This window comes from Streptomyces sp. NPDC027663 (assembly GCF_055566415.1).
This window is the reverse complement of the sequence record NZ_JBVHSK010000011.1, coordinates 69,761-83,996: the sequence shown is the minus strand read 5'-3', so window position 1 is coordinate 83,996 and position 14,236 is coordinate 69,761. Positions and strand designations below refer to the sequence as shown.

General features: G+C 72.4%; 10 protein-coding genes. 5 read left to right on the top strand and 5 right to left on the bottom strand.

Annotation, left to right across the window (positions count from 1 at the left end; genetic code table 11):
* Positions 1–55 precede the first annotated feature (55 nt).
* Positions 56–1,975: a helix-turn-helix domain-containing protein gene (locus ACZ4SF_RS26390; RefSeq protein ID WP_468388735.1), complete on the top strand. Its 1,920-nt coding sequence runs from the start codon at positions 56–58 to the stop codon at positions 1,973–1,975.
* 181 nt (positions 1,976–2,156) lie between these two features.
* Here the strand turns inward: ACZ4SF_RS26390 and ACZ4SF_RS26385 are convergent, their stop codons facing one another.
* Positions 2,157–3,536 (bottom strand): MFS transporter, encoded by a 1,380-nt coding sequence (locus ACZ4SF_RS26385; RefSeq protein ID WP_468388733.1) that lies wholly within the window; start codon positions 3,534–3,536, stop codon positions 2,157–2,159.
* 212 nt (positions 3,537–3,748) lie between these two features.
* Between ACZ4SF_RS26385 and ACZ4SF_RS26380 the strand changes: the two genes are divergently transcribed.
* Positions 3,749–4,192, top strand: coding sequence for a hypothetical protein (locus ACZ4SF_RS26380; protein ID WP_468388731.1), 444 nt, complete (start codon positions 3,749–3,751; stop codon positions 4,190–4,192).
* Between the two features lie 68 nt (positions 4,193–4,260).
* Positions 4,261–4,389: a hypothetical protein gene (locus tag ACZ4SF_RS26375; protein ID WP_468388729.1), complete on the top strand. Its 129-nt coding sequence runs from the start codon at positions 4,261–4,263 to the stop codon at positions 4,387–4,389.
* 509 nt (positions 4,390–4,898) lie between these two features.
* Here the strand turns inward: ACZ4SF_RS26375 and ACZ4SF_RS26370 are convergent.
* From ACZ4SF_RS26370 to ACZ4SF_RS26360, 3 genes are read right to left on the bottom strand one after another with little or no spacing between them, the layout of a single operon-like run.
* A complete protein-coding gene (locus tag ACZ4SF_RS26370; RefSeq protein ID WP_468388727.1) occupies positions 4,899–7,067 on the bottom strand; it encodes a bifunctional serine/threonine-protein kinase/ABC transporter substrate-binding protein in 2,169 nt (722 codons plus the stop codon).
* A 10-nt stretch (positions 7,068–7,077) separates the two neighbouring features.
* Positions 7,078–9,381, bottom strand: a complete 2,304-nt coding sequence (locus tag ACZ4SF_RS26365) for a bifunctional serine/threonine-protein kinase/ABC transporter substrate-binding protein (protein ID WP_468388725.1) — start codon at positions 9,379–9,381, stop codon at positions 7,078–7,080.
* Positions 9,381–9,896: a hypothetical protein gene (locus ACZ4SF_RS26360; RefSeq protein ID WP_468388723.1), complete on the bottom strand. Its 516-nt coding sequence runs from the start codon at positions 9,894–9,896 to the stop codon at positions 9,381–9,383. Before ACZ4SF_RS26360 ends, ACZ4SF_RS26365 begins: the two co-directional genes overlap by 1 nt.
* A 492-nt stretch (positions 9,897–10,388) precedes the next feature.
* On the opposite strand from ACZ4SF_RS26360, the gene ACZ4SF_RS26355 reads away from it, so the two are divergent.
* On the top strand, positions 10,389–10,742 hold the full coding sequence (locus ACZ4SF_RS26355) for a hypothetical protein (protein WP_468388721.1): 354 nt from the start codon (positions 10,389–10,391) through the stop codon (positions 10,740–10,742).
* Between the two features lie 14 nt (positions 10,743–10,756).
* On the opposite strand, the gene ACZ4SF_RS26350 is transcribed toward ACZ4SF_RS26355, so the two are convergent.
* Positions 10,757–13,654 carry a helix-turn-helix transcriptional regulator gene (locus ACZ4SF_RS26350; RefSeq protein WP_468388719.1) on the bottom strand — a complete coding sequence of 966 codons (2,898 nt, stop codon included), beginning with the start codon at positions 13,652–13,654 and terminating at the stop codon, positions 10,757–10,759.
* Between the two features lie 99 nt (positions 13,655–13,753).
* Here ACZ4SF_RS26350 and ACZ4SF_RS26345 point away from each other — a divergent pair, with 99 nt between their 5' ends.
* A complete protein-coding gene (locus ACZ4SF_RS26345; protein WP_468388717.1) occupies positions 13,754–14,230 on the top strand; it encodes a helix-turn-helix domain-containing protein in 477 nt (158 codons plus the stop codon).
* Positions 14,231–14,236: the final 6 nt, after the last annotated feature.

Here is a 14,236-nt window from a genome sequence, read left to right as displayed (position 1 = left end):
CGGGAGTTTTCCACAGGCCTGCCGCGCCGGGTGGCCGATACGCAATCCTGTGACCATGTCCCGCGATCACCTGCAGTCGGCACCCAGCGGCAGCGCCGAGGCCCCGTACCTCGACCTGCTGGCCCGCGACGCCTCCGTGGAGGCCTACGAGCAGCCCGTGCTGCTCGCCCGTGCCGAGGGCGAGCCGGCCGGCCGGATCGCCGCACTGGAAGCGGCCAGACTCCTCGCCCTGCGCGTCCGCGCGGAGCTGGAGGGCCGACGCCGGCGTGAGGCGGAGCTGTCGGCGCTCTTCGAGACCGCCCACGACCTCGCCGGACTGCGCGACCTCGACGCCGTCCTGCAGGCGATCGTGCAGCGCGCCCGCTCCCTGCTCGGCACGGACGTCGCCTATCTCAGCCTCAACGACCCGGAGCGCGGCGACACCTACATGCGGGTCACGGAAGGCTCCGTCGCCGCCCGCTTCCAGCAGCTGCGCCTCGGCATGGGAGAGGGGCTCGGCGGACTCGTCGCCCAGACCGCGCGGCCGTACGTCACCGACGACTACTTCCAGGACGTCCGGTTCCAGCACACCCTCGCCATCGACGCCGGTGTGCGCGACGAGGGCCTGGTCGCCATCCTCGGCGTGCCCCTGACGCTCGGCCCGCACGTGATCGGCGTCCTCTTCGCGGCGGACCGGCGGGCCCGGGTCTTCGAGCGCGAGCAGATCGCCCTGCTCGGTTCCTTCGCAGCGCTCGCCGCGGCGGCCATCGACACCGCCAACCTGCTCACCGAGACCCGCTCCGCACTGGCCCGGCTGGAGCGCGCCAACGAGATCATCCGGGACCGCAGTGCCGTCATCGAACGCGCCTCCGAGGTCCACGACCGGCTCGCCGAACTCGTCCTGCGCGGCGGGGGTGTCCACGACGTGGCCGCCGCCGTCTCCCAGGTCCTCGCCGGAACCGTCCGGTTCACCGAGGCCGGAGCCGCTCCGGCCGAGGCCCTGGAGGCCTCCCGCGCCGAGGGCCACGCCGTGCTGCACGGCGGCGACTGGATCGCCGCGGTGGCCGCGGGCGGCGAACTCCTCGGCGCGCTGGTGCTGCGCGGCCACCCCGGCCTGGACCCCGTCGACCAGCGCACCCTGGAGCGGGCCGCGATGGTCACCTCACTGCTGCTGCTCGCCCGCCGATCCGCCGCCGAGGCGGAACAGCGCGTGCGGGGCGAGCTGTTGGACGACCTCCTGGACACCCGTGACCGTGACCCGCGTCTGCTGCGCGAACGCGCCACCCGCCTCCACGCGGACCTCGACGCGACCCATGCGGTACTGGCCGCCCGCCTCGACGGCCCGGCGGCCGACGCCGACGAGGAGGCCGCGGCCCGCCGCCGGCTCTGGGCCGCCGCATCCCACCTCGCGGCCACCCGGCACGGCCTGGCCGCGGCCCGCGACGGCGGCACCGTCCTGCTGCTGCCCCTGGCTGCCGACGACACCGCCACCGAGGTGGCCCGCCGCACCGCCCGCCATCTGGGCACAGCCGTCCACCAGCCGGTCACGGTCGGCGCCTCCGCGCCCGTGACCGACCTCGCCGCGCACCCCGAGACCGTGGCCGCCGCCTATGCAGAAGGCCGCCGCTGCCTGGACGCCCTGCGCCTGCTCGGCCGGGCCGGGGACGGAGCGGCGGCCGAGGACTTCGGCTTCCTCGGCCTGCTCCTCGCGGGCGAACGGGACATCGCCGGCTTCGTCGACCGCACCATCGGCCCGGTGGTGGCGTACGACGAGCGGCGCGGGACCGAGTTGCTGCAGACCCTGGAGGCGTACTTCGCGGGCGGGATGAGCCCGGCCCGCACCAAGGACGCGCTGCACGTCCATGTGAACACGGTGGCGCAGCGGCTGGAGCGCGTGGGCCGCCTGCTCGGCGAGGACTGGCAGACACCGGCCCGGGCCCTGGAGATCCAACTCGCCCTGAGACTCCACCGGTTGGCCGCGCCGGAACGGCGCTGACCGGCCCCGCGCGGAGGCCGGTCGGCGGAAAGGTGCGGAGGGCTGGGCCTTCGCCTCGCACGCCAAGCCGCAAGGGCCGTGCTCCGAGCGCCGTGCCCCGAGCGCCCGGCCACAGGCGGCCGGTACGCGCAGGCGGCCGGTACGCACAGGCGGCCGGTACGCGAGGCTGACGGCCAGACGGTCAGACGGTCCGTGCCGGTGCGGCCGGACTCGCCCCCGAGGACTCGCCGCTTCCCTCCTCCACCCGCGCCAGGTCACGGTGCCGCGTCTCGCGCGCGAGAGCCACGGCGACCAGGGTCAGCACGGAGGCGGCGATCACGTAGAGCGCGATCGGCGTGGAGCTGTCGTAGTCGGCGAGCAGCGCGGTGGCGATGAGCGGAGCGGGTGCACCGGCGGCCACGGAGGCGAACTGGGCGCCGATGGACGCACCCGAGTACCGCATCCGGGTGGCGAACATCTCGGCGAAGAACGCGGCCTGGGGCGCGTACATGGCACCGTGCAGCACGAGTCCGACGGTCACCGCGAGGATCAGGTAGCCGAACGACCCGGTGTCCACGAGCGCGAAGAACGGGAACATCCACAGCCCGACACCGGCCGCGCCCAGCAGATAGACCGGCCGCCGCCCGATCCGGTCCGACAGCGCGCCCCAGGCCGGGATGACGGCGAAGTGCACGGCGGAGCCGATCAGCACGGCGTTGAGCGCGGTCTGCTTGGAGACGCCGGCCGCGGTGGTCGCGTACACGAGGATGAACGCTGTGATGACGTAGTAGCTGATGTTCTCCGCCATCCGGGCGCCCATCGCCACGAGCACGTCACGCCAGTGGTGGCGCAGCACGGAAACGAGCGGCAGCTTCTCGGGCTCCACGTCCCGCCGTGCCTCGGCCCGCTCCAACGCGTCCTTGAAGACCGGTGATTCATCGACAGACAGACGAATCCACAAACCGACGATGACGAGCACGCCGGACAGCAGGAACGGTATCCGCCAGCCCCAGGTTCCGAAGGCGTCGTCGGACAGTACGGCGGTGAGCAGCGAGAGCACGCCGGTGGCGAGCAACTGCCCGGCCGGCGCGCCGGTCTGCGGCCACGAGGCCCAGAAGCCGCGCCGCCGCGCGTCCCCGTGCTCCGACACCAGCAGCACGGCGCCGCCCCACTCGCCACCGAGCGCGAATCCCTGCACCAGCCGTAGCGCGGTGAGCAGCACCGGAGCGGCGCTTCCTACGGTGGCGTGCGTGGGCAGCAGCCCGATGGCGAACGTCGCCCCGCCCATCAGCACCAGGCTGAGCACGAGCAGTTTCTTCCGCCCCAGTCGGTCACCGTAGTGCCCGAACACGAGCGCACCCAGCGGACGGGCCGCGAACCCCACGGCGTACGTCAGGAACGACAGCAGCGTCCCGACCAGCGGATCGGAGTCCGGAAAGAACAGCTTGTTGAACACCAGCGCGGCGGCGGAGCCGTAGAGGAAGAAGTCGTACCACTCGATGGTGGTCCCGATGAGACTGGCGGCGACGATTCTGGGGAGTCTGGCGGGAGGTGGGGGAGCGGATGTTGCTTCGGAGGCCATGTGCGCCACTTCCTCGTGTGCGGTGGGGACGGGTATGTGTCGGCACACGGTAGGAAGCCGCACGTCAGGGGCACATGTGGTGGGGCAACATAGTTCGAGGCAGGGTTATGCGTCGAGCCTCCATGCCAGCTCGTGGAGGGGTGGCGGAGAGGCTTGAAGAGGAGACAAATTGGTGCTGTCCTCGGCGGCCGTGGCGGGCTGGGCTGGTCGCCGTGGGCGTGCCCAAGCCCTACAAGATCGACCTGTCCGACGAGCAGTGGTCGCTGGTCACCGTCGCCAGGCTCGTTGAGAACCTGACGAGCAAGGTCGACGCCCACCGGTTGGTCGTCGTGTTCGAGGTGCCGGGCAGCGGACCGAACCTGCGTCTGGAGCGCAATTGGAGTGCGGCGGAACTCGGACTCACCGTCCACAAGGATGCGCCGTACCTGCCGATGAGCGACGACTGCGCGGGGACGACCGAGCGGTTCTATGCCACGGAGCTGCCCGAGCGCCTGGTCAAGCTCGCCGGACCGGCGGTCTCGGTGACGAAGGACGAGGTCTGCTTCGTTCACCACCCGCTGCCGGACGTGGTGGACATGGACAGGCTGCTGGAGGAACTGGCGGGGGTGCTTCCGGACCTCGTCGCGCTCGCTGGAGACGGTGCCCCGGAGCGCTGAACGTCCTCTCGGGGGCCTGGAGACTGTCCAATCAGCGGCGGATCTGGTGATCAAGGGAGAGACGCCACGTGAGCGAGACGATGATCGGGCGCGAGTCCGCGGAGGAATCGGCTGGTGGTGCGATGACGTCGGCCGCGTCGGACGAGCGGCTCGTCGCGATGCTGGTTACCGGGCCCGCGGCGAGGGCCTGCAGCTGACCAAGCGGGTGCTCGGTTCCGCCCTGAAGGGCGAGATCACCGATCTCGTCCGGAGGAATTGGACGACGCTCCCGTGTTCGTACCGGTGTGTCCGGGATCCGTTACGGCTGCGGTTGGTGCGGATGAGCCATGTGCTGAGTGCGGCGACGGTGGACATGCCCCGTCAGCGGTGTTCGTCGGGCGGCTGCGGCCCGTCGGTCTGATCGAAGAAGCGGGGGTCCTCGACACCATCAGCGCTCGGTGAACCGGGGGCTCATGTGCGGCACTTCCTTGTGCGCCGGGAGGGCGGGCTCAGCGGCTGGGGAAGACGGCCGTGAAGGACAGCCACAACCGGCGAGTGGCCTTTGGCCTCCGGTGTCATCCTCGTGACCAACGATCTGATCTGGTTCAGGGTCGAGGGAGACAAGGGGGGTGGAGCCATGGCTGCAGAAGTGCTGGAGGCCTTCGAGGACAGGATCACGCACAGCGCGGCCGAGGAGCCGTGACGCGATCGGGCTCCGCCGCGCGGGTCAGGCCGTGGCGTCCTCGAACTGGCCCAGAAAGCGGAAGCGGCCACCGGACGCCTGGAAGAGGTACATCGCCTTCGTGGTGTAGCCGGCGCTTGAGCCCGTGTAGCGCAGTCGCTTGGTGATTCCTCGGTAGTCGGTCTCCCGCAGCCGCCCCACGAGCGGTCCCCGTTCAGTGAGGGACGCGCCCAGCGTCGTCAGCGCGCGGGCCACGAAGAGTGTCGCGTCGTAGGCCTCCGCGGAGTACCAGGGCGGGGCGGTGCCGAAGCGGTGGCGGTAGTCGGCGACGAAGGACTTCGCCGCCGTCACACGGGTCGGATCGAGGAAGGCGGTGGCGAAGACCCAGCCCTCGGCGGCGTCCCCGGCCACGGTGAAGAAGCGGGTGTCGAGGGCGCGTTGGGTGGCCAACCGGGCTCCGGAGTAGCCGGCTGCGCGCAGTGCTCGCGCCAGTTTCGTCGCGCGTTCGAATCCTCCGGCGAACAGCACTGCGTCCGCCTTCCAGCCGGTCACCGTCTCGGCGAGGGCACGGAAGTCGTCGGCCGTGTCGTCCTCGGCGGCGAGGGTGCGCCGGGTCGTGGTGCGCTGCCCGGACCGGAGCGCCTGGGCGACGTCCGCGCAGAGCTCCCAGCTGAAGTCGCCCTGGGCCGCGTCGTCGATCAGCACCGTTCTGCGCGTTCGGACGGTGCGGACGAGGTGGGCGATCAGGGGTGCCGCCAAGTTGCGGTCGGGGGGCCGGGTGGCCGCGTACGTCCGGTACCTTCCGGCGGACACTCCGTCGAGCCCGACCGACACGCAGACCATGGGCAGCAGCGCTTTCCGGTACTGCTCAAGGACGGCCTTGGCGCAGGCGTCGGTGGTCGGCCCGATCACCGCGCGGACCCGGCCGTCGGCCGACAGTTGCCGCGAGATCTGCTGTGCCCGGGTGGTGCTGCCCGCGTCGTCGTGCACCTGGAGGGTGAGGTCGAAGCCGCGGTCGGCACGGTGGTTGAGGTGGTCGACGGCGAGCCGGACGCCGTTCTCCTGCGCCAGGCCGGCCGTCTTCTGGTCTCCCGTCAGATCGGCGTGCAGGGCGACCACCTGCTCCGGAAGCCGTGTGCCGCCCCCTTGCGCCGGCGCACGGCGGGGGCGACCCGCGGTCCACCAGGTGGCCGTGGCACCCGCCGCCACGACCCCGGCGGACGAGCCCAGCATCAGCAGGCGGCGCCGCGTGGCGCCCTTCGGCCGTTCCTGCGAGCCCGGCATCGTGTCGGCGCCTGCCGGGGCGCCGGACACCTCGGTCGCCTCGACCGCGGGCAGAGCGAGGACGGCGGCCGAACGGCGTGCGATCAGCCGGGTGAGCGACTCCGGCAACCAGCCACCGGCCTCGCCCGCACGGTCCAGAGCCGCTTGGACCTCGGGCACGGTGGGGCGGGCGCCGGGCTCCTTCGCCAGGCAGTCCCGCAGCAGCGGCAGCAACGGCGTCGGTACGGCGTCCAGGTCCGGCTCGTCGTGGACCGTACGCACCAGCACCTCGGCCGCCGAGCCCCACCCGAAGGGGCGCTCGCCCGTCACCGCGTACGCCAGCAGACAGCCGAGCGAGAATACGTCGCTGGCCGGCCCGATCTCCCGGCCCTGCCCCTGGGCCTGTTCGGGGGAGAGGAAGCCGGGGGAGCCGACCACCATCCCGCTGGCGGTGAGTGCGGTGTCCTCCAGCGGCCGGGCGATCCCGAAGTCGATCATCCGCGGCCCGTCGACCGCGAGCAGCACATTGGCCGGCTTGACGTCCCGGTGCACCAGACCCGCCCCGTGCACCGCCTCCAGCGCCTCGGCCAGCCGCGCCCCCAGGACGCGGGCACTCCGGTACGGCAGAGGGCCGCACTCCTCCACCGCTTCCGCGAGGGAGGGCCCCGGCACGAACTCCGTTGCCAGCCACGGCGACTCCGCGTCCGGGTCCGCGTCGAGCAGCGGCACGACCCAGGGGTTCGCCACCCGGCCCGCCGTCTCCACCTCGCGGCGGAAGCGGGCCCGAAAGCCCGGGTCGTCCGCGTGTGCGGCGCGGATGACCTTAACCGCGACGAGCGAACCCCCACCGGAGCGGGCCAGGTAGACCACACCCATGCCGCCCGCGCCGAGGCGGCGCAGCAGCCGGTGACCCGCGATCCTGGCCGGGTCGGCTCCGCGCAACGGCTCCATCAACGCCCCATCAGCCGGCCACCTGGTACGGCGCCGGTCCCTGGTACGCGAATCTGCCGCCTTCGACCTTCCACAGGTGGACTCCGCTGCCGTCGGGCACCAGCGCCCCGGTCTCCTTGGAGAATGCGAGGTTCCGGGCGATGCCCTTGTGCGACCCCGATCGCAGTGCCGTCGTCAGAGTCTGCCGCGTGCGGCGCCCCACGCTCAGCGACCGCAACGTCTTCACGGCGAACTGCGCCACGTCGTACGTCTCCACGGCGTACCGCTCTGGCTCCGCTCCGAAGAGCTTGCGGTGGGCAGCCCTGAACGCCTTCGCCTCAGGCGCCACGGTTGCGTCCATGGCCGGGGCGACGATCACCCAGCCGTCGGCCGCGTCCCCCGCGGCGGACAGGAACCGGGCGTCGAGCACCCCTTGGGCGGCTGCCCTGACTCCCGCGAAGTCACGGCTGGTCAGCTCCCTGGCCAGCAGCGCGGCCCGGTCGTGGTATCCGGCGAAGACCACCGAGTCGGCGCCCCCGTCCAGCAGGGCGTCCAGGGTCGGCCCGAAGTCGGTGCGCAGTGCGCTGACCACCTTGGGCACGGCAGGCATCGGGACCTTGCGAAGGAGGGTGGTGAGGGTGCTGCTGATCTCCCAGGCGTAGGCGTCCGCCGCCCGGTCGTCGACGATCCCGACCGTGCGCGACTTCGCCGTACCGCGCAGGTACGCGTCCAGATAGAAGGGCAGCAGCGTGTCCGTCACCCGGGCGTGCAGGAAGGACCGACTGCCCATCACTTGCAGCGCGGTGGCGCCGGGCGTCACCGCGATCAGCGGCAGCGACGCGGCGTCGTACGTCGCCAGCGAGGCCAGGGCGGTGGCGTCCGTGGTGGGACCGATCACCGCCAGCACGGAACGGTCGGCGACGAGTTCCTTGGCCGCCCTGGGTGCCCGGGTCGGGTCGCCACCGTCGTCCACCGTCTTCACGGCGAGGGTGAAGGACTTGCCCGCACGGGAGTTGAACTCGTGGACCGCGAGCCGCAGCCCTCGATCCTGAGCCCGGCCGACTGCCTTCTGGTCACCCGTCAGATCAGCGTGCAGACCGAGGGTGTACACCGGACCCGTGGCCGTCGGCGTGGCGTCGTCCTCGCCGCCGCCTTCCCCGTCGAGCCCCGCCCACGCCGCCAGTCCACCCCCGGCCGCGACGACCGCCGCGCCTCCGGTCAGGAGCAGGAACCGGCGTCTGCCGACGGCACGGGCCGCCGGCTGCGCGGCCGCGGTGTCCGGCGGGGCGGTGCCGGCGGACGCGGGGTCGACCTCGGTCACGTCGACGGCGGGCAGGGCGAGGCCGGCCGCCGAGCGTTCCGCGATCAGCCGGACCAACGGCTCGGGCAACCAGGCGTCGTCCGCGGGGAGTCGCCCGTCGGCCGCCTGCTCGGCCTCGCCGTCGGCGACCGCATCCGGCGCGTCGGTGTCCTGCGGGGTCGCGGGACGCACCGCCTGCAGCGCCTTCCGTGGGTCGGGTGGCGTTTCGGACGCGGTGACCGTGAGCGTCTCCGACAGCGCCTCCGCCGTGGGCCGCAGCCGCGGGTCCTTCTCCAGGCAGCCGCGCACCACCTCGGCGAGCGGCCGGGGCACGCCCTCCAGGTCTGGGGCGTCGTGCACGGTGCGGTACAGCAGCGCGGCCGGCGAGCCGGTGCCGAACGGAGGACGGCCGGTGGCCGCGAAGGCCAGCACGCAGCCGAGCGAGAAGATGTCGCCGGGCGCAGCCAACCCTTCTGTGCCCCGAGCCTGTTCGGGTGGCAGAAAGCCGGGAGTACCGACCACCACACCGGTCGAGGTGAGCGCGGTGTCCTGCGGATCGCGGGCCACACCGAAATCGATCAGCCGGGGCCCGTCGAGCGCCAGAAGCACATTGCCCGGCTTGACGTCCCGGTGCACGAGGCCGACGCCGTGCAGGTCCCCCAACGCCTGGGCGAGCCGCGTCCCCAGTACACGCAGGCCTCGTACGGGCAACGGCCCGTGGGCCGCGACGGCCTCACCGAGCGAGGGTCCCGGCACGAAGGCAGTGGCCAGCCAGGGCTGCGCCGCATCCGGGTCCGCGTCGACGAGGGACGCCACCCAAGGACTGGTCATCCGGCGGGCGGTCTCCGCCTCCCTGCGGAACCGTTCCCGGAAGCCGGCGTCCTCGGCGTACTCGGCCTGGATCACCTTCAGTGCGACCAGCGAACCATCCGCCGAGCGGGCCAGGTAGACCACACCCATCCCGCCCGCGCCGAGCCGCCCGAGCAGTCGATGACCCGCCAGCCTGGACGGATCGGAAGTACGCAACGGCTCCATCACTTCCCCTTCAACCGCTGCTGGACGCGCACCAGCATCTGCCCCAGGACGTCGGCGCCCATTTGTTGGAGTTCCTGCTCGGTGTGCCCCTTCGCGCCCGTCACGGAGACGGCCACGACGACCGTGCCCAGCCGTGCGACCATCCACCGGTACGGCTGCGCGGCACCGTCCTCCTCGACGTACTGCCCGGCCTCCAGCACGGAGTCATCGGCGTACTCCTGCTCGCGGGCGCCGAAGGGGGTGCCGAGCGAGTTCAGGCCTGTGATCCGGGCGTCGGCCCGGGGGTGCTGCTCCGGGCAGCGCAGGACTTCCTCCAGGGTGGTGCTCAGTTGTTCGTCGGCGCCAAGGGCGGAGGAGTGTGCCGTGGCCGCGGCGGTCACCTTGACGGCACCCTCGGAGCCGCCGGCGGGCAGCAGGCTGTAGCGGGACAGGCTGGCCAGCACTCCCCGAGGAGCCTTCTCCCGCTCCCAGCGGCAGCCGTCGTCCAGCACGGCCCAGGTGCCCGGCCGGCTCACGGCAGGATCCTGGGCGACAAAGCCCCGCCCCCAGTCACCCGGAGTGAACACCACCGAGTCCACCAGCCTCTGTCCGTCCTTCGAGGTTCTGGGGACGAAGGACGCGTCGGGTGTGAAGACGGGGGTGGCGGTCGACCCGCCGGACGGGCGCGCCGTGGCTTGCGGCGAGGCGGTGTGCGCGGACCCCCCGCTCTGCCGCGGGGACCCGCCGTCCGCCCCATGAGCCGAACACCCGGCCAGCAGACTCCCCGTCACCAGGAGTGTCACCCAACTACCCCGTACGCCGTGGGCGTTGCCTCTCACGCATTCCCCTCTGCACCGCTTGAGTTGTCCGACTGGTCGAACGTAGACGGCGGCGGGGGCGGCGGCCTCAGTGGAAACACGTAATCGACTACGGGTTTCGCCATGTCGCAGGGTGTTCGGTGCGGAGGTGGCGTTGAGTACGTAATTCCACGGATGCGCCAGTCCCCACGGCACCGCCACACTGAGGCGATGCAGGGATCCCCCCGGCCCGCGTCCTTCCCGGGCACGCCCCGGGCCCGGAACTCGGCGCAGGTCCTGGCAGTCCTGGTGGTCAGCGTCGTGTGCTGGGCGTTCATCCAGTTCTCCTGGGCCGATGACCCGCAGGTCAGCGGTCAGTTCCGTGCTGCCGCACTGGAGCAGGGCGTGTTGTGGATGGCGGTGCCGGCCGCGGGGTCAGCGGCAGGAGGGATCACGTGGGTGGCCTCGCGGCGCCGGGCACGCCCGGTGGTGCTGTACGGGGTGTGGCTCGCCACGGTCGCCGTCGCCGTTGTGGTGATCCCGGCGCCGCAGCCGCAGGCGGCCGAGACCTGCGCCGACAACTGACCCACCGGCGTCGCTCACGACCCGGCTCCCAGTCCGACGCGGGTCATGAGTCCGGCCAGGGCCGCGCGGGACGGCACCGACGCCTTGCGGTAGATCGAGGACAGGTGGGTCTCGACCGTGCGTCGGCTGAGGTGGAGCCGGGCGGCGATGTCCTGGTTGCTCAGCCCCTGCGCCACCAGCTCGGCCACTTCCAGCTCACGCACGGTCAGTTCCGCGAGCTGCGCCGGGAGCGCCGGTGTCTCCGCCATCACCTGGGGGCGGATCAGTTCGGCGAGGTCCACCAGCAGGCGTGCGCCGCCGCCGACGGCGATGCGGTGCGCCCGGTGCCACATCGCGGCGGCGCGCGCTCCCTGCCCGGAGCGCTGCACCAAGGGTGCCGCTCGCAGCAAGGAATACGCCTCCCACAGGGTCTGGCCGCAGCGGACGTATTCCTGCGCCGCCGCGTCGAGGAGCCGTACGGCCTTGCCCGTCTCGCCGTGGTGCTCGGCCAGTGTGGCCTGGGCGCGCAGGGCGGCCGCGCGCTGACCGTCGAGGCCGAGCCGGCCGGCCTCGTGGGTGGCCTGGGCGGCCCAGCGGCCGGCCGCCTCGACGTCCCCGGCGGTGAGGGCCGCGGCCGCGAGCGTGTCGAGCTGGCCCGGACGGATCGACGGCTGCAGCAGGGGCAGTTCGGGGCCGCCGCCTGCCGTCGTGATGGCCTCCTGGGCGCGATGAGGGTCACCGCTGACGAAGGCCGCGTGCCCGAGCATGCACCAGGCCAGCGACGACCACCAGCCCCTGCTGCGGCCGGCCGCGGCGGTGGCCTCCTCACCGGTGGCCAGGGCGCTTCCGTCGCCCAGCGGTCGGGCCAGCAACAGCACCAGCGTCTTGATGGCAAGGGTGAAGCCCAGAAGGTCGTCGCTGCCCGCGGCCCGGGCGATGGACTCCGCCTCCTCGGCGGCCTCCAGCGCTGACGGCAGACGGCAGGTGGTGAGGTGGACGAAGGCCCGGCTCGTCAACAGATGGGGCAGGACGTGGAGTTGTCCGGTGCGGCGGGCGATGCCCAGCCCCCGGGTGATGTGCCGCTCGGCATCGGCGTAGCGCTCCAGCAGGGTTTCCGCCCAGGACAGCCAGACCAGCGCCTCGCACAGACCGGCGATGCCGGGATCGGTCAGCGAGTCCGCGAGTGACGCGGCGGAGTCGGCGAACCCGGCCGCCGCCTCCGTCTCGCCCTCGTACGCCTCGCCCAGGGCGGCAAGCGCGAGCGCCGCCGCCTCACCGGTGGGATCGTCGTGGGCGCGGGCGACGGCGACGGCCTGCGCGACGTCCGCGCGTGCCTGCGGATAGGACGCGGTCAGCAAGGAGGACATGCCGAGGGCCAGGCGCAGGGAGACCGCCTGGGCGGGGGACGGGCCGGGATCGCGGGACAGCTCCCGGCGCAGCAGGGCGGTGGCCTCGGGGGAGTGGCCGAGGTGCCGCTCCATCACGGCGCACTGGGCGACGGCCCGCGTCCGCAGTTCGGGATGGTCCTTGCCGGCGGTCTCGATGAGGGAGTGCAGCAGGTCCCGGCTCTCCCGTAGGTTCCCGCTGACGCCGAGCGCGCGGGCGCGCGCCAGGACCAGTTCGCCGCGTCGCGTGAAGCGGTCGGGAGTGTCCGGCATATGGGTCAGGACGACATCCTGCAGCTGGGCGGCGATGGCCGGCGCAGTCGACGCGAACCGTGCGGCAGCCTCGGTGAGCACCTCCGCGGCCTGGGCATCCCAGTCGGTCAACGACCGTGCGACGTGGTGGGCCCGCTCGGTGGCGGGAGCGCCGCGGCGGGCGAGTTCCCGCGCGGTGCGGCGGTGGAATTCGGCACGCCGCCCCGGCGCGGTCCTCTCGTAGACCAGGGCCCGGACCAAGGGATGACGCAACATCCACCGGCCGCCCGGCCCGGCGCGCAGCAGATCGCGCGCCACCAGGGCTGTGGTCTCCTGCTCCACGTCCCGGACGGAGAGCTCGCTCACCACGGCCAGCAGGGCGGACGAGGCGTGGTCGCCGAGCGCCGCGACCGCCTCCACGAGCCGGCGCTGCGACCCGGTGAGCGTCCCCAACTCGTCCAGCAGCAGCGCCGCGAGCCCGCCGGGTACGCCGGCCGCGTACCCGGCGTCCGTGGCGTCGGCGTGGGTGTCCGGGGTGTGGCCAGGCAGAGACGCCCCGGTGCGGTGGGCGTGCCCCAACGCCAGCAGATACAAGGGGTTGCCCTCGCTGGCGGCGTGCAGCCGCTTGGCCTGGTCCTCGGCGATGTCGGGCGCCAGCGCCAGGACGGATTCCTGTTCGGAGAGCGGCTCCAGGGGGAGGTGGAGCACGGTCCCGCTGTCCGTGCCGCGCGTCAGCGCCGCGGTCAGGGTTGTCGGCGTCTGCCGGACCCGCCGGGCCACGACCAGCAGGACGCGTCCGCGCGCGGGGTGCCGGATCATGTGGTCCACGAGCTCGCGTGACGCGGGATCCGCCCAGTGCACGTCGTCCAGAGCCAGCACCAGACCACGCTCACCCAGCTGCGTCAGGAGCGCTGCGATCGCACGATGCAGCCCGAACCGGGCGGCGGCGCTCTCGACGCAACCGTCGCCCGGGGCCTGCCGGACGCCGTGCAGCACCGAGTGCACCTCGGCGAAGGCGGGGTCGGCGAAGGCGGCCTGTGCGCCGAGATCGGCATCGGCGAACGCGTCCGTGAACAGATGGAAAGGAACCTGCTGTTCATACTCGGTGGCCCGTCCGCGCAGTACGGTGAACCCGGCCCTGCGGGCCCGCGCGCACACCTCGTCGAGCACCCTGCTTTTGCCGATGCCGGGTTCACCGACGACGTCGACGACCTCCGGCAGCCCGGAACGGCCCAGGCCTGCCAGCACTGCATCCAGCCGTTCGAGCTCCGCCGATCTGCCTACCAGTCCCGCCACGTTCTCGTCCCCCAATGGTGATCTCTCACCTGCGTGGATCTTTGGTTCCCCACAGGTCACCCTAAGGGGAGGTTTTGTGCCCCTCCTTTACGCGGGTCAATGAATGTGAAGGTGACCCGACCCGGTGGCGGAAGCCGGGGCCTGGCGCGACGGCCTTCGGGCCGGACGATCCACGTGGAGGACCTGCCGCCGGAGTGCCGGGTGTCGTCGAACAAGGTCCTCACCACCATCGAGGCGCTGGAACGCGACGCCATTCTGCGTGGGTTGATGGACCGCAACTCCAACGTCCAGCGGACCGCCCAGGACCTCGGGATCTCCCGCGCCACGATGTACCGCAAGATGCGTCGCTACGGGATCGTCCCGTCTCCGATACGAGGTGGTGTCCGGGGTTGCCTGCTCCTGCGTGAGGTAGATCAGGTGGCTGCTGGACTGCTTCTGGGAGCCGTCCGTTTCTCTCCGTCGTCCTCTGAGTGCATCCCGGGCGCTGGGCGCCGACGAGTAGCCAGCACAGACGATCGGTGCCGGAGACGTGTGATCGCCCACAATTATATTGTGCACAATCGAATTGGGCACTAGCGTCTG